Source organism: Pseudohalioglobus lutimaris (genome assembly GCF_002866825.1).
GTDB classification, from domain to species: Bacteria; Pseudomonadota; Gammaproteobacteria; order Pseudomonadales; family Halieaceae; genus Halioglobus; species Halioglobus lutimaris.
The window spans coordinates 441,940-468,272 of sequence record NZ_PKUS01000001.1 but is presented as its reverse complement, the minus strand read 5'-3'; the positions used below and the strand labels follow the sequence as shown (position 1 = coordinate 468,272).

The window sequence follows — 26,333 nt, the reverse complement described above, 5'->3', positions numbered from 1 at the left end:
GGGACCGTCAATCCTTAAACTATGCGCGCGTGCGCGATGCTGCCTTCATATCAATTACCGCTGCCGCGCGCTTGCTGCGCCGCGTCTTTGCCGCGGGCTTGCCCCGGCGCGTTTTACGCACGGCGGCGTCGGCTTTCATCGCGGCCTCTGTTTGCGGTGCAGTGCGCAGCCAGTGCGCCTCATCAACTTCAAACTCATGCAGGATACCGTCAAGCGTGCGGCCAATGCGCGTGGTCGTATCAATTATCGGCAGCCTGGGCCAGGTGGCTCGCTCCCCGGCTGCCATCAACTTCACCATTTCATCCTCGTCCAGGGTCCTCAGGATGTCGGCCAGCCTGGTGTCGCCAAAACCCGGCACGATATTCACGTCTGCCTTGAACTGCTGGTCTATCAAGGCATTCACTGCCTCTATTGCGGTCGCCAGGCGAGGGCCGACTCTGGCGCGATGCTGCACAAAGTCTAGACAGCCCCTCACCACTTGCTTGGTGGCCGCTATCGAGGCATCAGAAACAATTTTTCTCATCCCTGGCTTCAGGCTGTCTTCACGTCCCAGTCCCGGTAGCACCTGGCTGACCACAAAGTGGTTAACGCCATACATACGCGCCAGGCGCTTTGCCGGCAGGTCCTGCGAAACGGACCCGTCTATCCAACGACGCGATGGTAAGTAGGGCTTTATCTTGCCCTCCACGTCGCGCGCTTCCAGCTGTACCGGGGGAAAGATACCCGGCACGGCAGAGCTGGCCAGAACCGCGGAGCGAATGGTGACGTTGGGGGAGGCAATATGGTTGAGCAGGCGCGAGGTCTGGCGTGGTTCCGCCGGGGAAATAGTAATATTAATACTGCGCCCGGTTTTCTCATAGGCCTCAAGGAAGGTCATGTCGGGAATGTGTCGCGCCATCTCGCGCTTGATTCCCCGCATGTCTATCTTTTTAGCCATCCCGATACCAATTTTGATATCTGCGTTGTTGCTGGTGAGCTCACGGGCCAGGTAATTGTCCTCGAAGAGCGCGAGGTACTCGGAGTCAGTTCGGGTGCCGACGACTGCCGCCACGAAAGCACCGGCGCTGGCGCCGGAAATAACGACTGGGCATAACTCCTGCTCAATCAGCGCCTTGAGCACTCCAAAATGGAAATAGCCCAGGGTGCCGCCGCCACTGAGCATTAATGCCGAGCGGCCGTAGCAGTGACTGGCGCGTTGGAAAAACTCTATACGATCTGCCCAGGGCACGCTCTGCAGTCGCCTTGGCGCCAGGTGAGTCAGGGATTCACAAATTTCATCGATGTATTCTTCGATCAGCAGCTTGGTGCCGCATTTCGCTTTCTGATACAGCGCCGACTTGCCCATCCCCTCCATATTACCGTGAATGCCTTCATTGAGCGCAAACAACAAAGCGTTGTCATCGCCCTTCTTGCGCAATTTACGTAACCTTTGCAGACGAAGACTGATATTTGCGGAGTCGTAGAGCCCGGATTCGGGTTTTTTGCGCCAGAGTTCAGCACCGGTCTGGCGGTCGTGGTTTTGTGCCAGCTCATGCCATTGCTCGTAGCTGCTGGCCTGCTGCATATCGCGGTCCATTTTCTTCTGCGCACGCGACATAAGACTAAATCTGCTATTCGCCATCGTTTCAAATACCCCTACCGAATTTAAAAAACCTGCACGTATTTCCAGTCACCTTATCCACGCTAGGGTGAAAATTTAGAATGATCTGCCTAATTTGCACTCAAACCAGCGTATGTTTCAAATATGCAGACTGTGCTCGGTAAACTGTCGACTACCTATTCCACGGTAACCGATTTGGCGAGATTGCGGGGCTTGTCCACGTCGGTTCCTTTCTGTACCGCCACGTGATACGAAAGCAACTGCAAGGCCACGGTGTAGACGATGGGTTTGATCACCTCCGGACAGTGAGGCATGTTGAGTACCTTGACCCGCGGTTCACTGGAGAACCCCGCGGCCCGATCGGCAAAGACAAAAAGCTCCCCACCCCGCGAGCGTACTTCCTCCAGGTTGGACTTGAGCTTTTCCAGCAGCTCATCACCGGGGGCGACGGCTACAACCGGCATGTCGTCATCCACCAGCGCCAGTGGCCCGTGCTTCAACTCACCAGCGGGGTAAGCTTCCGCATGGATATATGAGATCTCCTTGAGCTTTAGCGAGCCCTCCATGGCGATGGGGTACTGGATGCCACGGCCCAGGAACAGCGCATGGTGCTTGGGTATAAAAGCTTCCGATAGCTGCTGAATATTCGTGTCCAGTTCCAGCGTTTCCTCCACGAAATCCGGGAGCCGCTGCAGCGCATTGATTACTTCCTGCTGTTTTTCCGGGCTCATACCGCGACGTCTGCCCAGCGCAATGGTCAGCATCAGCAGCGCCACTAACTGGGTGGTAAACGCCTTGGTCGACGCGACGCCTATTTCAGCTCCGGCGCGAGTCAGGAACACCAGGTCACTCTCACGCACCAGCGAGCTGTTGTCCACGTTAGCGATCACCATGGTGCCGACAAACTCGTGCTCGCCGGCATTGCGCAGCGCCGCCAGCGTATCGGCCGTCTCCCCGGACTGGGAGATGGTCAGCAACAGTGTGCCCTCGTGCTGTACACGCTTGCGATACCGGAACTCAGAGGCTACCTCCACTTCGCAGGCGATTCCGGCGAGTTCCTCCAGCCAGTAGCGAGCCACCATGCCGGCATGATAGCTGGTGCCACACGCTGCGATCTGCACGTTGTTGACGCGGTCAAAAATGGCCGCTGCGCCGTCGCCAAAGCAACTGTCGTCCCTGAGCAGGTTATCGCAGGCATGAAACGTAGCCGCCAGCGCGCGTGGTTGGTCATAGATTTCTTTGAGCATGTAATGGTCATAGGCACCCAGCTCAACTGACTCAACCACATCGTCGATAGGGGTCTGGTCCCGGCACACCGGCTCACCCTGCTCATTGAAGACCAGCAGTTCAGACGGCGAAATCAGCGCCAGATCACCCTCTTCGAGGTACACGAAACGGTCTGTGACCTGGCGCAAAGCCAGCTGGTCAGAGGCGAGAAAATTCTCGCCAATCCCCACGCCGATGACCAGGGGGCTGCCATGGCGGGCAGCAATCACCTGGTCGGGGTGATGGATATCGATAGCGGCCACCGCATACGCGCCCTCCAGCTTGCGTACTGTCTGGCGCATTGCGTCGACAAGGCCGTCACCCTGCTGCAGAAACCCGTGCAGCAGGTGCGCGATCACCTCTGAGTCAGTCCCGGAAGCGAAATCGTAGCCTTGCGACTGCAACTCAGCGCGCAACACTTCATGATTTTCGATAATGCCGTTGTGCACCAGGGCTAGGCGCTGTCCGGAAATATGTGGGTGGGCATTCGCGGCAGAAGGCTCCCCATGGGTTGCCCAGCGCGTATGCGCAATGCCGGTGCAACCGTAGTAGGGTTGTAATTGCTGGGCGCGCTCCAGTTCGCTGACCTTGCCCAGTTGCTTGTGTAGCAACAGGCGGTGCTCGTTGTCGATAAGCGCCATTCCCGCGGAATCATATCCGCGGTATTCGAGCCTGCGCAGGCCCTCCAGTAAAATCTCCGATACTTCGCGCCTGGCCGCCGCCGCTACAATCCCGCACATACTAGTCTTCCTTGTTAGCTTTCCGGGGGCGCTGCCAGCCGCGGATATTACGTTGCCTGGCCCTGCTTACTGCCAGTTCGTCACCACCCACCGCCTTGGTCAGCGTGGACCCGGCTGCGACAAAGCCGCTGTCTGCAATCTGCATAGGCGCAACGAGAGTACTGTTGGAACCGATGAATACACCGTCGCCAACCACTGTCGTATGTTTATTCACACCATCGTAGTTACAGGTAATGGTACCCGCCCCAACGTTGACGCCGGCACCCATATCGCAGTCACCGATGTAACTCAGGTGATTAACCTTGCTGCCGACACCGATAGTGGCTTTTTTGGTCTCCACAAAGTTGCCGATCCGGGCTTGCTCAGCAAGCACCGTACCGGGGCGCAACCGTGCGTAGGGCCCGACATTCGCGGCCGCGCCCACCACTGCCTCTTCAAGGTGGCTCATGGCATGAATACTGGCTCCTGCGTCTATGCGCACATTCCTGAGTACACAGTTGGGGCCAACAGTAACGTTATCACCAAGGACGACGTCCCCTTCCACAATCACGTTGACGTCAATGCTCACACCTTCTCCACAGGTCAGCGAACCGCGGATGTCCAGGCGCGCAGGGTCGGCGATGGCAACACCGTCGCGCAACAGTTGCTGCGCCGTACGCAGTTGAAACTCCCGCTCTACCTGGCTGAGCTGCAGGTGATCATTGACCCCGAGAATCTCCAACTCCGAGCTGGCAACCTGCGCGGATACCGTTTTACCGTCGGCTACCGCCATGGACAACACGTCGGGCAGATAGTACTCACCCTGGCTATTAGCATTCCCCACTGCTGGCAGATACTGGTTAAGCGCTGCGGCGGAAGCAGCAAGTACACCGGTATTAATTTCCTGTACCAGTAACTCCTCATCGCTGGCATCCTTATGCTCGACCACACCCAGTACATTACCCGCACCGTCGCGCAGCACGCGACCATAGCCGGTGGGGTCCTGCATATGGGCCGTCAGCAGGGCCGGACCGGCTGCGACACGGCCCACAAGCGCATGCAGGGTCCGGGCCGAAAGCAGAGGCACATCGCCGTACAGAACCAGCACCATACTGTCTCCCGCCACCGCGGGCATCGCCTGCAATACAGCATGCCCGGTGCCCAACTGCTCGGTCTGTTCCACCCAGTTCAGTGCTTCCGCCGCAAGCGCATCCCGGACCGCCTGCGCGCCGTGGCCTATAACCACGTGAATGGCTTGTGGATGCAGTTCCCTGGCCGTATTCACCACGTGTTGTAACATCGGAATCCCGGCGACCCGGTGCAGCACCTTGGGTAGGGACGACTTCATACGGGTGCCCTGACCCGCAGCTAGAATAATAATTTCAAGGTTCATTTCTGCGCATCCCAGTGAAGCGATCAAGCTCACTGTCAGTTATTTTTTGACATAAAGTATTAGATGAGCGCATATTAATGCCGAGATTTATCAATACAACAATATATGTCACAAAATTTTTGACAACAAATGAAAGTAGATAGCCTGCACCAGCTTGGTCTGGACGACCGCGAGATTGGAATCTACCGCGCCCTGTTACGCCTGGGCCCGGCATCGATTCGCGACGTGGCCGCAGCAGCGGGCGTCAATCGCGGCACCACCTACGAGACGCTCAAACAGCTCGCCACAAAAGGCGTGGTCAACTATTTCCCCCGCGGGAAGCGCAGGGTATTCCAGGCAGAAGACCCCGACCAGCTACTGCGCCTCGCCGAGCGCAAGCAGCAGGCTCTTGCACAGGCAATGGAACAACTGCGCACCGAGGTCATACCCGAACTCAAGCAATCGCGCGCCGTATTCAGTCCCGGTAATGTGCGTTTCTATGAAGGGGATGACGGCGTGGAGATGGTGCTGCGCGACATTCTCAGTAGCACGCGAACGGACCCCGAACGCGGTTACGCCGTGATCTCCACCAAGACCCTGCGCGAGCACCTGTACAGGCCCTTCCCCAACTTCACCCGCCAGCGCGAAAGCCTGGGCATTCGCGTGCGGGTGATTGCTGTCGGCGAAGGCGGCGACGAAGCAGAGTACGCCGAGCGTAAGTGGCTGCCATCCGCCGACACTGCCGACGCCTCCTACATCGCCATCTACCCGCCCAAAGTAGCAATGATTACCCTGGCAGATGAGAATTATCCGGTGGTGGTTATCATCGACTCCGCGGCCATTGCATCCACCCAACAAATTCTTTTCGATACGCTCTGGCAGCTGCTATAGCCGGCGCTAACCCCAAGGTGTTACACCATCGTTGGCAGCGCTGTACTATCCTGCGCGATGTTTGCTACTGTTTAACCGGGCCAGGAGAGCCACCCCGCTATGACTCGAAGCGTTACTTTTGCGGCCACCCAACTGACCACCAGTTGGGACCTCGAAGACAATCAGCGCAAAGCCGAAGTCGCCGTACGCGAGGCTCACGCAGCAGGTGCCCAGGTAATTCTGCTGCAGGAACTGTTTGCCACGCCGTATTTCTGCAAAACCCAACAATACCACCACCTCGACCTGGCTGCGCCACTGGCGGGAAATCCCCTGGTGGAGCGCTTTGCACGCCTGGCTGCGGAACTGCAAGTGGTGCTGCCCCTGAGCTATTACGAGCGGGACACAAATACCTTTTTCAATTCACTGGTGATGATAGACGCCGACGGTACTGTCATGGACAACTACCGTAAGTCGCATATTCCAGACGGCCCCGGCTACTGCGAGAAATTCTACTTCACTCCCGGAGACACCGGATTCAAGGTGTGGAAAACACGCTACGGCGTATTTGGCGCCGGTATCTGCTGGGATCAGTGGTTCCCGGAAACCGCCCGCTGTTGTGCATTGATGGGGGCAGAAGCCATGTTGTATCCCACTGCAATCGGCTCTGAACCGCAGGACCCTTCACTGGACTCCAGTGCACACTGGCAGCGGGTAATGCAGGGCCACGCGGCTGCCAACGTGATACCGGTGATCGCTTCCAACCGCACCGGCACCGAGGAAGACGATGGCATCACTACCCACTTCTACGGGTCCTCCTTTATCACTGATCATACCGGGGAGAAGATCGCCGAGGCCGGCAGGGAGGAGGAGAAGATCCTGCTCGCGTCCATCGATCTTGATGAGGCGGCCAGCTACCGCCGTGCCTGGGGTCTTTTCCGCGACAGGCGCCCGGATCTCTACGCCCCCATAGGCCACAATGCCTGTAGCGCAGACGATGGATGAGTAACACGCTAAACACCACTCCGCGCCAGGATGGTTTTCGCATGCCCGGCGAGCACGAACCACAGCAGGCGGTATTGATGGCCTGGCCAGAGCGCGCGGACAACTGGCGGGAAAATGCGGCACCAGCGCAGGCGGCCTTCGCTGCTGTCGCCAGGGCCATAGCCGTGGCAACCCCGGTGATTGTCTGTGCCTCTGGCGAACAAATGGAAAAAGCACGCACCATGCTGCCGGCAACTGTGGAGTTGCTCAAAATACCCAGCAATGACAGCTGGATGCGCGATATAGGCCCCAGCTACCTTGTCGATGATGCCGGGCAGCGGCGGGGAGTGGATTGGCAGTTCAATGCCTGGGGCGGCGCCGTCAATGGCCTGTATGCGGACTGGTCGCTCGATGATGCCCTGGCTGGCGAACTACTCTCCCTGCGCGGCGAGGACCGCTACCGGGCGCCACTGGTATTGGAGGGTGGCTCCATCCATGTCGACGGCGAGGGCACCTGTATTACCACCGCTGAATGCCTGATGCACCCGGGGCGCAACCCGGGGCTGGACGCATCCAGGATAGAAGGTCTGTTGAGCGACTACCTGGGCGTCGACAGGGTAATCTGGTTACCGCGGGGCCTGTGCAATGACGAAACCGACGGCCATGTCGATAATATCCTGCATATTGCCGGCCCCGCCGAGGTGCTGCTGACCTGGTGCGACAACCCGGAAGACCCCGTCTACACGATCTGCCGCGAGTGCCTGGACACCCTGGAGCAGCAACGCGATGCACGCGGGCGCGCATTCACCGTGCACAAATTGCCTCTTCCCGGCCCACTCCACGTCACTGCCCGGGAGGCAGCCGGGATTCAGCCCTCAACCAGCATGGTACGCACAGCGGGCGAGCGCCTGGCGGCTTCCTATGCCAACTTTCTGATCACCAATGGGCGCGTGGTTTTCCCATTGCTGGACCCGGCGCATGACCACACCGCGCGCAGCATATTGCAGGCAGTGTTTCCGGACCGGGAGGTCATCGGCATAGACGGGCGCGAAATCCTGCTGGGCGGCGGCAATATTCACTGCATTACCCAACAAATTCCCGCCTGAAACCCTTCTTAAAGCGAAGCAGACTGAGCGCCCATCGCCACATCGCGCAGCCCAGATCACGCGCCCCTCAACTCCTTCAACGCTGTGCGCTAGCAAAAAGAGACTGATTCCGTCCTGTCCGTCAAATTTACGTGAAGACTGGCCCATAACATGTTGTAATGCATGGAAAATATAGACCAACAAAAACATGAACGAATTGGGCCAGTAAATGATATTCAGTCGCTACACGAAGACGAGAACCGCCACCGAAACAAACGCCAGGAAAATCTCCGGGCCGCTGATATTGCTAGGGGCATTCATCGCCTCCGGGACGGTTTTTCCCTCAGCTACGCACGCACAGAACAGTCAGTTTACGGTCGCCGTCACCACCAGCCCTGACCTGCTCCCCAACAGTAGTACTGTGCTTCCGGGCGGACAGACCAGCCTGCGGATAACCTTGCAGAACGACGACGTCAGCCCCATAGCCGATGCCCAGTACTCAGGATCCCTGCCGGGCGACGCAGCAAGAGAGCTGGTGATTGATGGCAGCCGCTCAGCGTCTATCAGCCCGCTGGGCTGCGCCGGCATCCTGACCGCCCCTGCCGGTGGCAGCAGCGTGGCTTTCTCCGGTGTCAACGTGCCGGCAGAAACGCCCTCGGGCCCTGGCCTGTGCTTCGTCGACCTGCCGGTGGTGGCCAGGTCACTCAACGGCCAGGTTGGTTCCCTGACCTACCGGGTTGATGGCGCTGAGGTCTCTTACGACACCGGGGCTGGCACAGATGTCGCCGGCAGCGGCGGCGAACAGTCGATCAGCATTGGCGCTGCGAGCCGACCGCGCGTCGTTAAGTCCTTCATCGGCGGCAGCCTGGTTACGCTAGGCGGTGAGGGTACTCGCCTGCGAATTCGCATTATCAACGATGGTCCCCTGGCAATCGATCTCAGCGGCATCAGCCTTGAAGACGTTTTCCCTATCAGAGGGGCCGGGGGCGCTATCATCAGCCCCGATTTCGGTACCGTTACCACTAACTGCGGCGGGTCTACCGTCGTCGGCCCCGCGGCGGGTAACGTCGGTGTAGCGGTCAGTGGCGTGAACCTTGCCGCTGGTGCAGGTTGTAATGTGGATATTGATGTCAATGGTGTGCATACCAACGGCGCATTTCAAGTTACCGCCCAGAACCGCATAGAGCCGGGTTCATTTGATAGCGACCAGGGCCTGCGCCCCAGTTCTGCTGCAACCCGCAACGTGACCGTGCGGTCACCACTTAACATTGCCAAGGCGTTCGCCAACCCGGTCATTGCCAGCGGCCAATCGGACAGCTTCACCATCACCTTGACCAATGCCGGCACAGACCCGATCACGATCAATACACTCACTGACAACCCGCTCGCCAATGGCGATGCCGGTAGCCTGGTGATTCTGGACAACAACCCCGCAAATGTCACCACATCCTGCGGAGGGGCCGGAACAGTCTCACTTCTGGATGGCGGTAATGGCTTTCAGATAGCCGGTATTGTTGTACCTGCCCGGTCCGGCACAACCAATGGTCAATGTACCGTGAGTGTGAACTACTCGGGGACTGTACAAAACGTCGAGACCCCAGAGAGCTATACCAATCTCATTCGGGGGAACACAACGGCCACCTCTGACGTGGATATCGCCAACGCGGGGGTTTTTGTCAATAACACTTCGGCTACCGTCATCATTGCCGACCGATTGAGAGTGCTAAAGAGTCGCATCCTGACTCCACCATCAACCAGCAACGCCGCACCGGGAGAGCCCGTTAGGTACCGGGTGACCATTCAGAATTTCTCCGATTCCGTACTCAACGACCTCAGCCTGACTGACGCCCTGGATAACGATTCCACCCTGCTGCTCGGTGGCACTTTCGATCCAGTCTCTTTTGATCCCGGCGACCAGGCGAACTCGGCAGTATGTAACGCCCTGACCGTGACCACCCCGGCCGGTGGCAATTCCGCAGGTTTTGAGCTGCAGGGACTGCCGGCACGCACCAGCCCATCCTCACCCGGGCAGTGCGCAATTGAGTTCTGGGTGATGATCGACCCTGATGCCACCTCGGCAACATCCAACTCTATTGCTTCTGGAGCGGTGTGTTTCAATTCCCTGGCGGCATGTAATGGCTCAGCGTCAAACAGTGTCTCCACCTCTTTACGTACGCCCGTTGAATTCGTCAAAACCTTTGATGGCAGCAACAGTGTCACCAAACCAGAGGGCGTGCCTGCCAGGCTGCGACTGGAGCTGCGAAACTTCTCCGTATCTGCACTCACGGGTGTCGCTTTCAGTGACGACCTGCCCAGCGGGCCGGGGAACCCCTTCGAACAACTGCGTATCGCAAGCCCCGCCAATATTACCAATAGTTGCGGCGGCTCGATCGTCGCCATTGGGGACACAACTTCCCTGGAACTGGATAATGGCACCGTTCCTGCTTTCAACGGGTCTGCCGGTGTTTGCGCTATTGAGGTCGACGTTGTAGGCCCCGCCGGCGTATATGTGAATACCGGTCGGGTGACCGGTGGCCAGCGACTCAATGCCGATGGCTCTGCTGCACTCATTTCCCCGGGAAGCGTGCTCACCGACAACGCCACTCTGTCCTACGAGAGCGTTCTGGTCGCAGACAAAGCCTTCGCGCCCGATCGCATCGGGTCCGGCGGTCTCTCAACCGTTTCGATTGCGCTGCAAAACCGAAGTGTAGATCAGCCGCTCACTGGCATCACTGTCACCGACCCGCTTCCGGCCGGGATGCGGGTAGCGACACCAGCCAATGCCTACAGCACATGTGCCGGTGCACCCGTCATCAATGCTGCTTCCGGCGCCACTACGGTATCGCTGAGTGGCGCGACCTTACCTCCCGGGGCAAGCTGCGCACTGCTTTTCGATGTCGTGGCCACGGGCAGCGCGGACTGGACCAACACCATACCCGCAGGCAACATCACCGCAGACAATGGCATCCTCAATACCGCTCCGGTAACCGGAACGTTGATATACGATGCTCCGGCAGAACCTTCCATATCCAAGCAGATAGATCCCGGTTCAATAGTGCCGGGTCAGTCTGCAGAATTGACTATCACCATTACCAATGGAGCCAACCCGCTCACAGGCGTTACCGTGGTCGACTGGTTTACCGAAGACGGGTTACCCGGGGGCGTTGAAAACGGCATGAAAATCGCGCCCGATCCAAGGGCCAGTACAAACTGTGTCTCCGGTATTGTTACCGCCGTAGCAGGCGAGCGGAACGTACGACTCTCCGGCGCCGAACTCGCGGCGGGCCAGACCTGTGAAGTGTTTGTGCAAATTACGTCCGAGTCTGTAGGTACTATCGTCAACAGGATTCCATTCGATGCCATTGCATCGGAGCAGGGGGCGACCAACGCAAGCACCAGCGCCAGCAGTAGCCTGACGACCAGCCGCAACGTCGGTGTCAGCAAGTTATTCAGCCCCACGGTCATCTCCCCCAACGAAGTCTCACGTCTGCGTATCGAGATTTTTAACGGCGACGAAGCGGCGTTAAGCGGCTTGAGCCTGGTTGATAACTACCCTACCGGGCTGGTGAATGCGCCCACTCCTAACCCTATAACCAACTGCGGTGGCGCCGCGTTGCTTTCGTTGCCCGGTCCAGGAAGTATCAACCTCACCAACGGCGCGCTTGCTGCAGCCGTCGGCAATAGCGCCGGTAGTTGCTTCATTGAAGTCAACGTGACGGCGGCCAGTGAAGGTAGCTACCGCAACGAAATTCCTGCGGATACGCTGACCGGGGGCGGTACTCCCGTACCTCATCCGCCAGCTATCACAACGCTGGAGGTTCGCGAGCGCATCATTGCCAATAAAGCGATCGACAGCTTCACCCTGGACCCAACTGTGCCCAGTGGTTTTGTGTCCGGTACGGCTGTGCGCTTGCCGGGCGTGGTCGCGCCATTGACCATCAGGTTGGAGAATCCCAACAGCATCGCCCTGACGGACGTTCAGTTTGTCGATGCCCTGCCTGAGGGACTCACACTTGCCGCCACGCCCAATGTCGCAACTACATGTGCTGACGGTGTGGCCACGGGTGTCGCCAATGGCCGTGACCTCACCCTCACCGGTGCAACGTTGGCAGCGACAGGGAATGCCGGCGCCATTTGTACCGTGACCGCCGATGTCTTCAGCAACGTTCCCGGAATCTACACCAATGAAATACCGGCTGGGGGTGTAAGCAGCTTTGAGGGCGTGGAAAACGACCCACCAACCCAGGCGCAGATTGTGGTTAGCGAACCGCCCACGGTCAGCAAAACTTTCGATCCGCCGGTCATTCCGCCAAATGGTACATCGACACTGAGCATAGTGCTGGGCAATGACAACGACACCGCAGGCACGCTAAGCGCAGACCTTGTCGACTCGCTACCGGCGACGCCCGGCGCAATGGTGATCGCGACCCCGGCCAACGACAGCATTGGCAGTTGCTCCGGGACATTCACCGCTACAGCCGGCGGCAATACAGTGACACTTGCAAGCGGCGCCACCATACCTCCCGGTGGTTGTGTACTGACGGTTGATGTCACCGCGGCTACCGCTGGCGATTACCTGAACAGTATCCCCGTGGGTGCACTGCAATCGAACCTCGGCCCCAACGACGAGCCGACTGAGGCTCCGCTTAAAGTCAGCACGCTGGGCTACATTTCAGGCAAGGTCTTCGTGGACAACCAGACCCTGCCTACCGGGGTTTTCATTCCTGGAGACTCGACGCCTGTTACCGGCAACACAGTAGAGCTGTTCAGCGGCGCTGCCTGCAGCGGCACTGCACTTGAGTCCACCAGTACAGACGCCCAGGGCAACTACCTTTTCAGCGACCTGCCGGCAGGTACCTACTCGGTGTGTCAGCCAACCCAGCCAACCGGCACACTGAACAGCATCACGACAGCAGGCACTATCGTGGCGATCGGTGCCAGCGGTGGCATGCCGGGAAGCCCCGCGAACCCCTCCCTTGTCACCAGTGAGATAACCAGCATCGTCCTGGGTAATAACGGCGGAAACGCCGCCGAGGTCAGCGGCTCGCCGAACAATGATTTCTCTGAGGTATTGCCGGCTACAATCAACGGGAACGTGTATTACGACCGCAACGACGACGGAATCATCGACGCCGGCGAACCTGGCATCGGCGGCGTGGAAATTCAGTTGACCGGCCCGGTCACCCTAACCACCACCACCGCGCCAGATGGCAGCTGGAACTTCACTGGGCTGCCACCGGGTGACTACACCGTAACCGAAATACAGCCCGGGGGCTGGACAGACGGCCAGGACACCGCCGGTAACGTCGGAGGCACACCGGTAGGCGATGATTCACTTAGCGATTTGATATCGGGCATTACTCTCGGTTCCGGTGACGCCGGCGTTGAGTACAACTTTGGCGAGCTGGCACCCGCTGCGCTGGCGCTTGACGTCAACACGGTCTGTATAAACGATGTGCCACTGGTCGACTACAGCATTGCGGGTTTCTCCGGCGCTTCTGCGCCCAATGTTACGGTACGCTGGATAACGCCCGGCGGACGTGTGGTGGAAGAGCTGACCGACCAGCCCGGTACGGGCCGCTTGCTGTGGCCCGGTGCTTCGGTCGACGCTGCCGGCATCGCTACCGGCTGGCCGGGCTGGGCATTCATCAACGATGAGTGGGTAGAGGTCGCCGATGATCGCAGGCCGGAAATGACCATCGAGGTGGAGTTCAACCCCTCGGGCTCGGCTACTGTTACCTATCCTCCTGCCAGGGCCTCGTGCGCTGCTCAGCCGGCGGGTACCTTCCGGGCACAGGGCATCCCGACTAGCCCACAATGGTTGATGCTGCTTGCCGCGTTACTGCTGATAGCCCTGGCGTCACCAACGTTGGCCCGGAGTCATCGTCGGTAGCGGCCGCAAGGCCCGGTAGTGAATCTCACCCGTCATTCCCGCGCAAGTGGGGATGACGGGGATTAGAATCTTAAGCAGCGTGGCAGCGCTTAGTCGTTTACGGGATAGCACTCTCGGTGCGTCACCGCCGGCGTCTGGAGAAGTGCCTGCAGCTAGGCAGACGCCCGGTCCAGGGCGAGTCGCGCTCCACTACCTGGTGGCACACAGGTGAAAGTCAGTACGTTGCCTTCCTCCATGGCCTGCTCACGCAGCGCGGCTGTGCTGGTTTCAGCCCCGTTGGTATCGAGATAAACACCTTCATCCTGACGCACCGCGGAGTAACGCGTGGCGTCCAGCAAGCCGCGAACGATAAGGTCACATTCTTCCCGTGGTTGCGTCACGTCGGCCCTGGACTCGAGCAGTTCAAGGCGTTGCAACTGTGCTTCAGCGCTATGTTTGTCGAGGGTGACCTGCTGGCCCACAACCGGGGCCATATTGGAATCAGCCACCATCACAAAGCGCACGATATCCGCCTGATTTTGCACGACAGGTGCAGGAAAAGTAAATGTCGGCGAGGCAAAGAAGTCCAGTAGCGTGGCGATAGAGCCATCATGCAGATAGCCAAAACCCTTGATCTGCTCGCCCTGGAAAACCCCGTCGCCCAGGTTTCCTGAGGTGCCAAACATACCCACCTTGGCATAGGCGTTGCGAAAGTGCGGTATCTTGAAGTTCTCGGCGATGCCGGCGCCCTCAAAACTCATCAGGCCCGAAGTACCGAACTGCTTCTGCACAGGATCCAGCGTATGACAGTGGTTGCAACTGCCTGTACCGGTGATGTTATCAAAATCAAAATAGATATCGCGGGCGCGAGCTTGTGCGGGCGTCAACGAGTTGTCCAGCCGACGCACGGGGTTCGGTGGCGGGGTCAGTGCCAGGGCAAAATCCGTAAGATCCTGCATCTGCCCGGGCAGCAGTTCCTCGCTGCGGCCAACGAGGCCAACAAATGCAGGATTAAACTCCTTGAACGCAGCGGCCTCGATACTCTCCAGTTCTCCGTTGACCTGCTGACGATTTTGCCCGGTGCGGTCACCGCGCCAGTGCTGGGGCCCGCTGTCGGCAATGCCGCGCAGGGTTTGTGTGGTCATGGGTCCTTTCATCGGATGAAAATTAATGGTGGTCTTGATACTGCGGGTAACGTATTCGTTAGGGTTGTCCTGCAGCAGCCCATCGGGATTGCCCAGGTCCCAGGCGAGCTGGTCCATGTCGCCGAAGATGTGGCAGCTGGAGCAGGATGACGTGCCGTTGGCAGAAGTTTCGCGGGCGTCATACAAAAGCGCTCGGCCGCGCACTACAGGCGCCGGCTCTGGGTTGAACAGTGAACGGTGCGCAAGCATCTCGCCCGATTCTGTATCCCATAATGAGATGCCATTATCAAAGCGGGTATAAACAACCAGGCGCGTACCATCGGCAGACAACGCAAGGCCCGCGGGACCACCCGCCGGCAATTCGGCATGCAGGGAAGGGTTGGGCACATAGGCGCCGCTGCCCAGCTGTGCGGTGGGGATCGCGGCGACCTTCGCCGAACCAAAGGCGGCAACATACAGTCGACTGCCGTCTGGACTGACAGCCAGGCTGGTGGGTTGACTGAGGCTGCGCTGGACCTGATTGGCCGGATAGGTAGCGCCCTCATGTACATCAAAATCAATATGGTCGTTCAGGTGAGTACTGGTCACGCTATTGCCATTGATTACCGAGATGCGGCTCTCGGCGATACGACCGCGAACCGTGGTCGCAGTGTCTCCCGGCCCCTCAAAGCGGATGTCATTGAGCGACTCCAGGTTACTGACATACAGGTCTCCACTGACCGGGTTGCTCGCCATATTGAAGAGGATGGTACCGACGCCACTGATCTGTTGCCTGAGCTCAGGAATTTCAGCCGCTGCGTCGATAGAGAACACATCGAGATCAGGAAGATCAAAGCGCACGGCAGACGACCAGTCCGTATCGCTTTCATCGCGCCAGCCTCCCGCTCGCTTTTTCACAATAAGCGCAGTATTTGGCTGCCTTGCGCCCTGCACGTTACCCAGTGGCGCTGGCTTGGCGTTGCGCACCACATCCTGCGCAAGGCTGGTAGTGCGGTTGCCAGACATAAATGCCGCTGCGTACACCGTCGCACCGTCCGCAGACACGGCAAGGCCTCTGGGGCTGTCTGCAAAGAGGTTGATAATCGTCAACGGGTTGCCGTTGAGGCTGTTGTCCAGTTGTTCACGGTCGTAGACCCACACATCGGCGCGACCCAATCCCTGCCGGGTAAGGTCATCCGAGCGAAAGGTGGGGTGGTTCTGGCCACGATACGCGGCGGTAATAAAAGCACGATTGCGATTGGGCCCGGCGAAGACAATATCCCGTGGCTCATCGCCGACTTGCAGCGTCTGTTTTACGTGCGGCGTCTGTCCCAGGTCAACGATGCTTAGGGAGTCGCTGAGGTGGTTGACCACCCAGGCTTCATCACCATTGGCAAACGCCACGGCCACCGGCTCCAGTCCCACCATCACCGTGGATTCCAGTGCGAACCCCTGGTCTGATACCGCATAGATCTCCAGGCAGTTGGCCGGGGCGTTGGCAACAAGCAAGCGGGCACCATCTTCGCTGAGCGCTACCGGGCGAACCGGACCGCTTTCAAACAGGGTATACGTTCCCGGAGCGTCATCTGCCGTTAATGAGGCGGCCCCGGAACCGCAGGCAAAGGCTGTTTGCGGCGCTGGCGGGGACACAGGATCGCCCGGGTCTGGAACGGAGGGAGGCTCAGGTGTAGAAGCTCGCGAACCTGAGGACGAGGAGCCGCCGCCGCAGGCCACCAGGGCAAACAAAGACGCTGCGATAAAGAATTGCTTATACACGAAAGCTGGCCTGTTCTTATTCAGAGAACAGACGTTAACCGATTCCTTTTCTGCAGCCAAGACGGGGAATCGGCAAAACCGGTCAATTCGCGGACGTCACCAAGCGGGCCCGGGATCAGCGGATCAACACAAAACGCCGCGCCGGAAACAAAAAAGCCCCGGTAAAAACCGGGGCTGATTGATCGCCAGCGTATACAGACTGGCGTAAGAACTGTTACCTGCTAACCGCGACCGGCCCTGTTCTTCAGTTTACGCAACGTGGCAAGCTGCGCGGCTGCCTCGGCAAGCTGGGCTGAAGCGCGTCCGTAGTCGAACTCACCTGACTGATTGGCCAGGGCGTGCTCTGCTTCTTTACGCGCTTCTTCCGCGGCTGCCTCATCTACGTCGTGTGCACGTATTGCCGTGTCGGCAAGAATAGAGACAACACCGGGCTGCACCTCTAGAAAGCCACCGGAGACGTAGAAAACCTGCTCTTCACCATCCTGCGTCAGGATTCGAACGGGCCCGGGTGTCAGATTGGTCAGCAGCGGAGCGTGGCCATAGCTAACACCTAGCTCGCCTTCTCCGCCTGTTGCCACCAGCATCTCAACCAGCCCGGAGAAGATCTCTTCTTCCGCACTAACGATGTCGCAGTGAATTGTCATTGCCATAATACTGGCCTCTTTAAACTACGCCTGACTTACAGGTTTTTGGCTTTCTCGACAGCTTCTTCAATGCTGCCAACCATGTAGAACGCCTGCTCTGGCAAGTGGTCGTATTCGCCTGCAAGAATTCCTTTAAAGCCTGCAATGGTATCCTTCAGGGAAACGTACTTACCGGGAGAACCGGTGAACACTTCTGCCACATGGAAGGGCTGAGACAGGAAGCGCTCAATCTTACGGGCCCGGCTTACAGACTGCTTGTCCTCTTCAGACAGTTCGTCCATACCCAGAATGGCAATGATGTCCTTGAGCTCCTTATAGCGCTGCAGTACCGACTGCACGCCACGGGCTGTTTCGTAGTGATCGCTGCCAATGATGAGGGGATCCAGCTGACGGGAAGTCGAATCCAGGGGATCAACCGCAGGATAGATACCGCGGGCCGCAATGTCACGAGACAGTACAACGGTGGAGTCCAGGTGAGCAAAGGTGGTCGCAGGTGAGGGGTCCGTCAAGTCATCCGCCGGTACGTATACCGCCTGGATAGACGTAATGGAACCAACCTTGGTAGAGGTAATGCGCTCCTGCAGAACGCCCATCTCTTCGGCCAGCGTGGGCTGGTAGCCTACCGCCGAGGGCATACGACCCAGCAGCGCGGAAACTTCGGTACCCGCCAGGGTATAACGGTAGATGTTGTCGACAAACAACAATACGTCACGGCCTTCATCACGGAACTTTTCGGCCATCGTCAGACCGGTCAGTGCTACCCGGAGGCGGTTACCGGGCGGCTCATTCATCTGGCCGTAAACCATGGCCACTTTTGAGTTGGAGAAATTCTCAACGTCTACAACGTTGGATTCCTGCATTTCGAAATAGAAGTCATTACCTTCACGAGTCCGCTCACCGACACCCGCAAATACCGACAGGCCGCTGTGCTCGGTAGCAATGTTGTTGATAAGCTCCATCATGTTTACGGTCTTACCAACACCGGCACCACCGAACAGGCCCACTTTACCGCCCTTGGCAAACGGACAAACCAGGTCAATAACCTTGATACCCGTTTCCAGCAGTTCGTCAGATGCCGCCAGCTCTTCATAAGTCGGCGCTTTACGGTGAATCGACGCGCGCTCTTGCTCACCGATAGGGCCACACTCGTCAATGGGATTGCCGAGTACGTCCATGATGCGACCCAGCGTCTCGATACCAACAGGTACAGAGATGGGTGCACCGGTGTTCTCGACTGCGAGGCCCCGGCTTACACCTTCGGAAGAACCCATGGCAATAGCGCGAACGACGCCGTCACCCAACTGCTGCTGGACCTCCAGGGTCAGGTCTTTTTCAGGCACTTTAAGTGCGTCGTATACCTGCGGTACGTCATCGCGTGGGAACTCCACGTCGATGACAGCGCCGATAATTTGTACGATACGTCCGCTGCTCATGTTCGGATCCTCTATATCAAAGTTCGATTTTTTCTAACCGGGGACAGACCACGTTTTTCTCTTTTGGTAAAAACGTGGTCTGTCCCCATTTGTTTGTCGCTTAGCTGATCGCCGCCGCGCCGCTCACAATCTCAGACAGCTCCTGGGTAATCGCTGCCTGGCGCGCCTTGTTGTAAATCAACTGCAGGTCATCGATGAGGTCACCGGCATTATCCGTGGCGTTCTTCATCGCCAGCATACGCGCAGCCTGCTCGCAGGCACCGTTTTCCACAACCGCCTGATACACCTGGGACTCAATGTAACGTGTCAGCAGGCCTTCCAGCAGTTCACGTGCATCGGGCTCGTAGATGTAATCCCAGTGGTGCGCCATCTCGTCAGATTCAGCGGCTTCAAGCGGGAGCAGCTGTTCGACGGTAGGGTCCTGGGTCATGGTGTTAACAAACTCGTTGCTCACCAGGAAAAGCCGGTCGATCTTGCCCTCTTCGTAGGCGTCAAGCATCGCTTTCACGCCGCCGATCAGGTCCGCGACCGATGGCTCTTCACCAAGGTCCCGAACCGCCGCGATCACATTGCCGCCATAGCTGTTGAAGAATGCTGTCGCCTTGGCGCCTACCAGGCTCAAGTCGATGCCTATGCCCTGGTCATCCCAGCTTTTCATCGACTTTATGGCTGCTTTGAACAAGTTAATGTTCAAGCCACCACACAGACCACGATCCGTTGAAACGATAATGTACCCTACGCGCTTCACTTCACGCGTTTCCATATACATGTGCTGGTACTCTGGCGCGGCATTTGCGATATGGCCGACCACCGAGCGCATGCGCCGGGCGTAAGGCTTGCCCAACTGCATACGATCCTGAGCTTTACGCATCTTGCTCGCCGCTACCATTTCCATGGCGGAGGTGATCTTCTGCGTGCTCTGGATGCTCGAGATCTTGGTGCGTATTTCTTTTCCGGCTGCCATCTAGCGTTCCTCGGCTCTACCAGGTCTGGGTAGACTTGAACTTCTCAATCGCGGACTTGAAAGTGCCCTCGATCTCGTCGTTATAGTCTCCACTCTCTACGATGCTGGTCATCAGCTCGCCATGTTCAGCGTGCATATAAGACAACAGCGCGCCTTCAAAATCACCGATCTTGGCTACTTCAACGTCGCTCAGCAGCCCTTCATTCGCTGCGTACAGCAGCAGACCCATTTCCGCGATGCTCTGCGGAGAATACTGCTTCTGCTTCATCAGTTCGGTTACGCGCTCACCGTGGTCCAACTGGGCCTTGGTCGCGTCGTCGAGATCAGAGGCAAACTGGGAGAATGCCGCCAGCTCACGATACTGGGCCAGTGCGGTACGAATACCACCGGACAGCTTCTTCATGATCTTGGTCTGCGCCGCACCACCAACACGCGAAACGGAAATACCGGCGTTCATCGCCGGGCGCACGCCCGCGTTGAACATATCGGCTTCAAGGAAGATCTGGCCGTCGGTGATGGAGATCACGTTGGTGGGTACAAACGCTGACACGTCACCCGCCTGGGTTTCAATGACAGGCAATGCGGTCAGCGAACCGGTTTTGCCTTTAACTTCACCGTTGGTGAAATCTTCAACGTACTTGGCGTTTACCCGTGCAGCACGCTCCAACAGACGCGAGTGGAGATAGAAAACGTCACCCGGATAAGCTTCACGCCCGGGGGGACGACGCAGCAGCAGGGAGATCTGGCGATAAGCCCAGGCCTGCTTGGTCAGGTCATCGTAAATGATCAGGGCATCTTCACCGCGGTCACGGTAATATTCGCCCATGGTGCAACCGGCGAAAGGTGCCAGGAACTGCATCGCAGCCGGGTCGGAAGCGGTAGCGGCAACGACGATGGTGTGATCCATCGCGCCGTGCTCTTCAAGCTTACGTACCACAGCGGCTACCGAAGAGGCCTTCTGGCCAATGGCCACGTAGACACACTTAATGCCGGAGCCCTTCTGGTTAATGATGGCGTCAACCGCAATCGCCGTCTTACCAATCTGGCGGTCGCCAATAATCAGCTCACGTTGGCCGCGGCCAATCGGCACCATCGCGTCAACGGCTTTCAGGCCGATTTGCACAGGCTGGTCAACAGACTGGCGGGCGATAACCCCGGGAGCAACCTTTTCCAGCGCATCGGTCATAGCCGCGTTAACCGGACCCTTACCATCGATGGGGTTACCCAGGGCGTCAACTACACGGCCCTGTAGTTCCGGACCTACCGGCACTTCCAGAATACGGCCGGTGCAACGACAACTCTGGCCTTCGGCCAGACTCTTATAGTCGCCCAGAATAACTGCGCCGACGGAGTCGCGCTCAAGGTTCAGCGCCATCCCGTAGATGCCGCCTTCAAATTCAATCATCTCACCATACATAACGTCGGCGAGACCGTGGATACGAATGATACCGTCCGTTACCGAGACGACCGTACCTTCGTTACGAGCCTCAGAAGACACATCGAGTGAATCGATGCGCGACTTGATGATCTCGCTAATCTCAGATGGATTCAGTTGCTGCATGCTCTGTTCCTCAGTCCTAGTGCTAGGAATTCATTGCTTCGGCAAGCTTGTTCAGCCTGCCGCGCACGGAGCCATCGATCACCAGATCACCGGCCCTTATTAATACGCCACCTAAAAGGTCGTTGTCCGTGGAGGTGCTCACCTTCACTTCGCGCTCGAGTTTTTTGCCCAGTACGTCCGCCAGCCTACTCGCAGTGGCATCGTCCAGATCAAAAGCGGACACCACTTCCACGTCCACGGATTTCTCCAGGTTGGACTTGAGCAATTCAAACTGAACACGGATTTCCGGCAGCAGAGACAAGCGCTTGTTGGAGGAGAGAATAGAAACAAAATTCTTCACCTCTGCGCCGCTAGCGTCTCCACAGACATCATTCAAAATCTGCGCCTGCTGTTCATCGGTGAGAGACGGGTTGTCCAACACCTTGTCCATGCCCTCAACCAGGGTTACTGCGGCAACAGTGCCCAATTGCTCAGACCACTGTGCCAAAGCACCCTTCTCTCGAGCGTATTCAAACGCGGCCTTGGCGTAGGGACGTGCCAGTGTGCTTATTTCAGCCATAGCTCCCTCGCAATTACAGCTCTGCTGCCAGTTTTTCGACCAGTTGCTTGTGAGCCTCCTGATCGATCGCGGCACCCAGAACTTTCTCAGCGCCAGCCAAAGACAGGGCGGCAACCTCACTGCGCAACGCTTCGCGTGCACGGTTCGATTCCTGCTCGATCTCCGCTTGCGCAGACGCCTTCACGCGATCTGCCTCAACAAGCGCTGCACCTTTGGCTTCTTCAACCAGTTGGTTTCCGCGCTTATTCGCGGATTCAACAATAGCCGCTGCCTCTTGCTTGGCTTCCTTCAGGCGTTCAACTGCCTTCTCTTTCGCCAATTCAAGGTCGTGGCTGGCACGATCTGCTGCTGCCAGGCCGTCAGCGATCTTTTGTTCACGCTCTTTCATTGCGGCTAAAATAGGAGGCCACACATACTTCATACAGAACAAAACGAAGCAGACAAAAGCGATCATCTGCCCGAAAAGCGTAAGATTAATATTCACGCTGTCCTCCTCACAGGTTAATGGGGCAGCTGTGAACACTGCCCCGTAAAAGATAGTCTCTATTTAGCCTGCAAGAGAAGGTGCAACTACGAAGATCAGGTACATAGCGATACCAACACCAATAATGGGGATCGCATCTACCAGGCCTGCGCCCAGGAAGAAGGTAACCTGCAGCTTGGGAGCCAACTCAGGCTGGCGAGCAGATCCTTCAATCAGCTTACCGCCCAACAGGCCAACACCGATAGCGGCACCCAGGCCACCCAAACCCATCATGATTGCAGCTGCAACGATGACTAATTCCATGATTTTCTCCTAACGTTTATTACTAAGGGTTTAAAGTTCAAAATGAATCAATGATCTTCATGGGCCATGCTGAGATATACAATCGTCAACACCATGAAGATGAAAGCTTGCAGGGTAATAATCAAAATATGGAAAATTGCCCAGCCCATCTGCAACAGTCCCGCGGGCACCAGCCAGGCTATTCCGGCGCTGAACAGGGCTGCAATCAGAATAAAGATCATCTCGCCGGCGTACATGTTTCCGAACAGTCGTAGGCCAAGAGAGAAGGGCTTGGCCAGCAGGCCGACCACTTCCATAAACAGATTCACGGGGATAAACACCCAGTGGTTAAAAGGGTTCATGGTCAGCTCTTTAACAAAACCAAAGCCTTTAACCTTGATTGAGTAGTAAAGCATCAGAATGAAAATTCCCAGCGCCATACCCATGGTGATGTTGGGGTCGGTGGACGGCACGATCTTGTGATAGGGAACACCCAGCAGAGCAAGTGTGTGAGGAATAAGGTCCACCGGGATGAGGTCCATCAGGTTCATCAGGAACACCCACACAAAAACCGTCAGCGCCAGCGGTGCCACCAACTTATTGTGCCCGTGGAACGTGTCGCGAACAGTGTCATCGACAAACTGAACAATCATTTCAACCACGTTAACAAAGCCGCTGGGTACACCCGCTTCGGCTTTCTTGGCAACGCTGCGAAACAACCAGCAGAAAACGATGCCCAGGCCAACTGACCAGAGCATGGAGTCGACATGAATGGCGGTAAAGCCCATCGCCGCCGCTTCCGTACCTTCGTTAGCCATGGTCCACATGCCGCCTTCCGGGACCACCGAGACAGAACCGTCGGCTGCGTGGCGCTCAAATCCAGCAGGTAATTTGCCATAGGTGAGATTGGTCAGGTGGTGGACAATGTACCCGGAGATTGTCAGTGTTTCGCCTGCAGCTGCCATCTATAGAACTCTTGCGTCTGTCTGAAGTCACTGATTGTGGCTAAGCAACAACCAGCTACCAATAATTTGTACAACCAGCATCGCCAGGTATCCGGCGAACACTGCCAGGCCGTCAATCGGCCGAACTGTCGCAAACACGACAGCAAACCCCGCCACACTGAGAACAAACTTCCCAGTCTCTCCAGCGTAACTGGACCGGGCGATCGCCCTGGCTGAGTTCGCTCCCCGCCAACGGAAAGCGAGTCTGGCAAACCAGGCCTGAGGAATAACAGCTATCAAGCCCCCCGCCAGGGCTGACCAGGCGATCACTTCGTCATATATCCACAGCGGTACACACACGCTACAGAGGACCAACAGTTGCGCCAGGCTAATGCGGTGAACAGGAGGTCGTGCTATCTCAGCACCGGGCATAATAATCAACCCTTACTTCGCTATCCGTTGGCCGCACGGGGTTCTTCCTCGTTCAAGGCGCGCGCATTATATGGGCAAAGGGGTACAGGTTCAACCAGACTATGGCCGGTATACAGCGAAGAAATAGCGGCATTTACCCGCGCATTTCCTGCAGGTTTAGACCGTTTGCAGGCCGCCGCACCCGGCAGCCACTTCATCTTGTGGGTAGCGCTCGCCAATCCACCAGATAGTGTGCTGCTAAAATCACCTGTCTCGCCAGTAAAAAGCCCGGGCAGCACGCGGGGGCCCGCCACAAGAAGCCTTCACGCCAGAATTTAGAGGCGCCAGCCGACAGAAAGCCGTAGCTGACGCGGCTCGAAGGCATGGTAATGGGTATCTTCTATACCATCCGCTGGCTCTGAGGGCAGTCGCGAAGCATAAAAATAGTCTATGTCGTGATCATCTGAATCGAAAAGATTCAGTGTATCCAGCTGCAGACGCAAACGCTCGCCCTCCCAGCCGATTGCAAGGCTGGCGAGGGAGGACCCGTCTGCTTTCACGCTGCCATCTTCTGTCAACGGTGCTCCACCGAACTGGCGCAGGCGCAGGGAACCAAACCAACCTCCGGGGTAAACAGCATTCAGCGCCCCGCTCACTACCCACTCCACGGCCCCTGGAATAAAGTCACCGCCGGGTGCCCTGTCGTCGAATCGCGCGTCGGTCCAGGCCATATCCAGCTCCAGGGACCAGACCTCCGTCACGTCCCAGTAATTGTTCCACTCCACTCCCCAGCGCCGGCTGGGTCGACTGGCTTCGGTATTGCCAGCATCGCCCACAAAGAGCAGTTCCGAATCCAGCTCGAGGTACCACAGCGCCAGCGAGCTGTTGGCACGGCCCCACCAGTCGTTGCGCAAACCAACCTCGGCCCCGCGGGAGCGAACCAGGGGATCCACTGCTTCGACCGGGTCACCACTCACGGGGTCCACGCGAATCGTTGTACCCCGGGCGTCATTGGAGTGAAAACCCAGGCCCCCGCTAAGGTAAAACTCCCGGTTGGCGCTGGGCGTATAGATCAGGCTGGCTTTAGGGCTGATGATGGTATCGGCATCACTACCACTATTAATCGCCCGATCTGACTCCACATCGAAGTGGTAGTAGTCGCCGCGCAGGCCGCCGACTACTCGCCACTGATCATTCCAGGCCCAGTCAATTTCGTAGTAAAGGCCGAGGCTGGTCTCCTCCACAGCATCGAGGCGGGTGGTGTCCAGGCGCAGGCGGCCTTGCGTGCGAAACAGCCCCACCTTATCGATATCATCGTGTCGCAGCTCCGCACCGGCGGAGTGTTTCAGGTTTCCCTGTGCAAACCAGTGCTGGTTCCAGCTTGCGCCGTAAATACGCCGATCATCAAGCTGCTCAAACTGGTCGCCGCGTTGCGGGTCATCCAGCAGGTAGGTGAAATTGGACCACAACTGCATTTGATAATCGATGACATAGGCAGAGAGCTGCAAACCGCCAGCGTCAGACTGCCTTCGCAGCGCAGCGGAGAGACTATAGCGGCTGGAGTTACCGCCCAGTGTCTTGTCCAGCGACCCGAATTCATCGATGAGGCCCCGGGCAACAGCGCGCTCGGGAATCTGGTCAGCCGCGTTCCAGTTGTTGTCGTAGCCCATGAGGGTGACGGACCAGTTGCTGTCCTCTACGCCCTGGTAATAACGTAGAAGACCATTGGTTTTATCAACGTCCTCTTCAATATCAGTCCAGGGCCCATCGTATGCCAGGGCCTCCAGTGCCACACTGAGGCGCCCCCGGCCCAGGTCCGAGCCACCCATGCCGAGCAGGCGACGATAGCCGTTCTCGCCCAACTGCAAGCGAGCCTCGGCCCCCGAAGACTGCTCCGCTGTACTTATATGTGCCCCGCCAGCCGAGGAAAAGTCACCCAGCTCCGCGTGATAGGGCCCCTTGACGAAGGCTATCGTTCGAATGGTTTCGGGAATCAGGAAGTTAATGTCCGTGTAACCCTGGCCGTGGCCATGGGTGCGCATATTGACCGGCATGCCGTCCACCCATGTGGCGAAATCCGTGCCGTGGTCGAGATTGAATCCCCGGAGAAACATCTGGTTGGACTTGCCGGATCCGCTATGTTGTGTAACGACCATACCGGGAACAGCCTCCAGTACATCGCCGGCACGCAACAACGGGCGTATTTCAAGATCTTCCTGACCAACCACGCCTTCGGATGCGCTTCTTGCCTGCTTGATCAACACCAGGCTGCGACCCTGTACCACCACCTCTTCCAGTTCATGAGCACCTGCGCCACCGGCAGACAGGGCCAGGATGGCCAGTAAAGTAGTCCTTGGTTTCATTTTCTTCTTCATTTTGCCTATGG

General features: G+C 57.7%; 18 protein-coding genes. 4 read left to right on the top strand and 14 right to left on the bottom strand.

Annotated features, from left to right (window positions below):
* Positions 1-19: 19 nt before the first annotated feature.
* From C0039_RS02005 to glmU, 3 genes are all read right to left on the bottom strand, one after another.
* Positions 20-1,597 carry a DUF3336 domain-containing protein gene (locus C0039_RS02005; RefSeq protein WP_165787008.1) on the bottom strand — a complete coding sequence of 526 codons (1,578 nt, stop codon included), beginning with the start codon at positions 1,595-1,597 and terminating at the stop codon, positions 20-22.
* 179 nt (positions 1,598-1,776) lie between these two features.
* Positions 1,777-3,606 carry a glutamine--fructose-6-phosphate transaminase (isomerizing) gene (gene glmS / locus C0039_RS02000; RefSeq protein WP_101517094.1) on the bottom strand — a complete coding sequence of 610 codons (1,830 nt, stop codon included), beginning with the start codon at positions 3,604-3,606 and terminating at the stop codon, positions 1,777-1,779.
* Position 3,607: 1 nt separating this feature from the next.
* A complete protein-coding gene (gene glmU / locus C0039_RS01995; RefSeq protein WP_075999769.1) occupies positions 3,608-4,978 on the bottom strand; it encodes a bifunctional UDP-N-acetylglucosamine diphosphorylase/glucosamine-1-phosphate N-acetyltransferase GlmU in 1,371 nt (456 codons plus the stop codon).
* 129 nt (positions 4,979-5,107) lie between these two features.
* Between glmU and C0039_RS01990 the strand changes: the two genes are divergently transcribed.
* The 4 genes from C0039_RS01990 to C0039_RS01975 all read left to right on the top strand — a co-directional run bounded on the left by C0039_RS01990 (position 5,108) and on the right by C0039_RS01975 (position 13,786).
* On the top strand, positions 5,108-5,848 hold the full coding sequence (locus C0039_RS01990) for a TrmB family transcriptional regulator (protein ID WP_075999768.1): 741 nt from the start codon (positions 5,108-5,110) through the stop codon (positions 5,846-5,848).
* Positions 5,849-5,947: 99 nt separating this feature from the next.
* Positions 5,948-6,829 (top strand): N-carbamoylputrescine amidase, encoded by an 882-nt coding sequence (gene aguB, locus C0039_RS01985; protein ID WP_075999767.1) that lies wholly within the window; start codon positions 5,948-5,950, stop codon positions 6,827-6,829.
* On the top strand, positions 6,826-7,914 hold the full coding sequence (aguA, locus tag C0039_RS01980) for an agmatine deiminase (RefSeq protein ID WP_101517093.1): 1,089 nt from the start codon (positions 6,826-6,828) through the stop codon (positions 7,912-7,914). The genes aguB and aguA overlap by 4 nt, the downstream gene beginning before the upstream one ends.
* A 208-nt stretch (positions 7,915-8,122) precedes the next feature.
* On the top strand, positions 8,123-13,786 hold the full coding sequence (locus tag C0039_RS01975) for a DUF7933 domain-containing protein (protein ID WP_101517092.1): 5,664 nt from the start codon (positions 8,123-8,125) through the stop codon (positions 13,784-13,786).
* Positions 13,787-13,938: 152 nt separating this feature from the next.
* Here the strand turns inward: C0039_RS01975 and C0039_RS01970 are convergent, their stop codons facing one another.
* The 11 genes from C0039_RS01970 to C0039_RS01920 form a co-directional block, all read right to left on the bottom strand.
* The gene (locus C0039_RS01970) at positions 13,939-16,665 is read right to left on the bottom strand and encodes a hypothetical protein (RefSeq protein WP_101517091.1); all 2,727 of its coding nucleotides are present in this window, start codon (positions 16,663-16,665) and stop codon (positions 13,939-13,941) included.
* Positions 16,666-16,886: 221 nt separating this feature from the next.
* A complete protein-coding gene (locus C0039_RS01965; RefSeq protein WP_075999764.1) occupies positions 16,887-17,315 on the bottom strand; it encodes a F0F1 ATP synthase subunit epsilon in 429 nt (142 codons plus the stop codon).
* Between the two features lie 29 nt (positions 17,316-17,344).
* Positions 17,345-18,742, bottom strand: coding sequence for a F0F1 ATP synthase subunit beta (gene atpD / locus C0039_RS01960; RefSeq protein ID WP_075999763.1), 1,398 nt, complete (start codon positions 18,740-18,742; stop codon positions 17,345-17,347).
* 100 nt (positions 18,743-18,842) lie between these two features.
* A complete protein-coding gene (atpG, locus tag C0039_RS01955; protein WP_075999762.1) occupies positions 18,843-19,706 on the bottom strand; it encodes a F0F1 ATP synthase subunit gamma in 864 nt (287 codons plus the stop codon).
* A gap of 16 nt (positions 19,707-19,722) precedes the next feature.
* Entirely contained in the window at positions 19,723-21,267 is a 1,545-nt protein-coding gene (atpA, locus tag C0039_RS01950; RefSeq protein ID WP_101517090.1) for a F0F1 ATP synthase subunit alpha, read from the bottom strand.
* A gap of 22 nt (positions 21,268-21,289) precedes the next feature.
* Positions 21,290-21,826, bottom strand: coding sequence for a F0F1 ATP synthase subunit delta (locus C0039_RS01945; RefSeq protein ID WP_075999761.1), 537 nt, complete (start codon positions 21,824-21,826; stop codon positions 21,290-21,292).
* A 13-nt stretch (positions 21,827-21,839) separates the two neighbouring features.
* Entirely contained in the window at positions 21,840-22,310 is a 471-nt protein-coding gene (locus C0039_RS01940) for a F0F1 ATP synthase subunit B (protein WP_075999760.1), read from the bottom strand.
* Between the two features lie 63 nt (positions 22,311-22,373).
* Positions 22,374-22,613 (bottom strand): F0F1 ATP synthase subunit C, encoded by a 240-nt coding sequence (gene atpE / locus C0039_RS01935; protein WP_075999759.1) that lies wholly within the window; start codon positions 22,611-22,613, stop codon positions 22,374-22,376.
* A 47-nt stretch (positions 22,614-22,660) separates the two neighbouring features.
* A complete protein-coding gene (atpB, locus tag C0039_RS01930; protein ID WP_075999758.1) occupies positions 22,661-23,557 on the bottom strand; it encodes a F0F1 ATP synthase subunit A in 897 nt (298 codons plus the stop codon).
* A 27-nt stretch (positions 23,558-23,584) separates the two neighbouring features.
* A complete protein-coding gene (locus C0039_RS01925) occupies positions 23,585-23,968 on the bottom strand; it encodes an ATP synthase subunit I (protein ID WP_075999757.1) in 384 nt (127 codons plus the stop codon).
* A gap of 314 nt (positions 23,969-24,282) precedes the next feature.
* Positions 24,283-26,310 carry a TonB-dependent receptor gene (locus C0039_RS01920; protein ID WP_101517131.1) on the bottom strand — a complete coding sequence of 676 codons (2,028 nt, stop codon included), beginning with the start codon at positions 26,308-26,310 and terminating at the stop codon, positions 24,283-24,285.
* Positions 26,311-26,333: the final 23 nt, after the last annotated feature.

Excerpts from the sequence above, each read along its gene's own strand:
- atpG (WP_075999762.1), bottom strand. The coding sequence starts at position 19,706 with ATGGCAGCCGGAAAAGAAATACGCACCAAGATCTCGAGCATCCAGAGC.
- C0039_RS01925 (WP_075999757.1), bottom strand. The coding sequence starts at position 23,968 with ATGCCCGGTGCTGAGATAGCACGACCTCCTGTTCACCGCATTAGCCTG.
- atpE (WP_075999759.1), bottom strand. The coding sequence starts at position 22,613 with ATGGAATTAGTCATCGTTGCAGCTGCAATCATGATGGGTTTGGGTGGC.
- aguA (WP_101517093.1), top strand. The coding sequence starts at position 6,826 with ATGAGTAACACGCTAAACACCACTCCGCGCCAGGATGGTTTTCGCATG.
- C0039_RS01945 (WP_075999761.1), bottom strand. The coding sequence starts at position 21,826 with ATGGCTGAAATAAGCACACTGGCACGTCCCTACGCCAAGGCCGCGTTT.
- C0039_RS01975 (WP_101517092.1), top strand. The coding sequence starts at position 8,123 with ATGATATTCAGTCGCTACACGAAGACGAGAACCGCCACCGAAACAAAC.
- glmU (WP_075999769.1), bottom strand. The coding sequence starts at position 4,978 with ATGAACCTTGAAATTATTATTCTAGCTGCGGGTCAGGGCACCCGTATG.
- C0039_RS01965 (WP_075999764.1), bottom strand. The coding sequence starts at position 17,315 with ATGGCAATGACAATTCACTGCGACATCGTTAGTGCGGAAGAAGAGATC.
- C0039_RS02005 (WP_165787008.1), bottom strand. The coding sequence starts at position 1,597 with ATGTCGCGTGCGCAGAAGAAAATGGACCGCGATATGCAGCAGGCCAGC.
- aguB (WP_075999767.1), top strand. The coding sequence starts at position 5,948 with ATGACTCGAAGCGTTACTTTTGCGGCCACCCAACTGACCACCAGTTGG.
- atpD (WP_075999763.1), bottom strand. The coding sequence starts at position 18,742 with ATGAGCAGCGGACGTATCGTACAAATTATCGGCGCTGTCATCGACGTG.
- glmS (WP_101517094.1), bottom strand. The coding sequence starts at position 3,606 with ATGTGCGGGATTGTAGCGGCGGCGGCCAGGCGCGAAGTATCGGAGATT.
- atpB (WP_075999758.1), bottom strand. The coding sequence starts at position 23,557 with ATGGCAGCTGCAGGCGAAACACTGACAATCTCCGGGTACATTGTCCAC.
- C0039_RS01920 (WP_101517131.1), bottom strand. The coding sequence starts at position 26,310 with ATGAAACCAAGGACTACTTTACTGGCCATCCTGGCCCTGTCTGCCGGT.
- C0039_RS01990 (WP_075999768.1), top strand. The coding sequence starts at position 5,108 with ATGAAAGTAGATAGCCTGCACCAGCTTGGTCTGGACGACCGCGAGATT.
- atpA (WP_101517090.1), bottom strand. The coding sequence starts at position 21,267 with ATGCAGCAACTGAATCCATCTGAGATTAGCGAGATCATCAAGTCGCGC.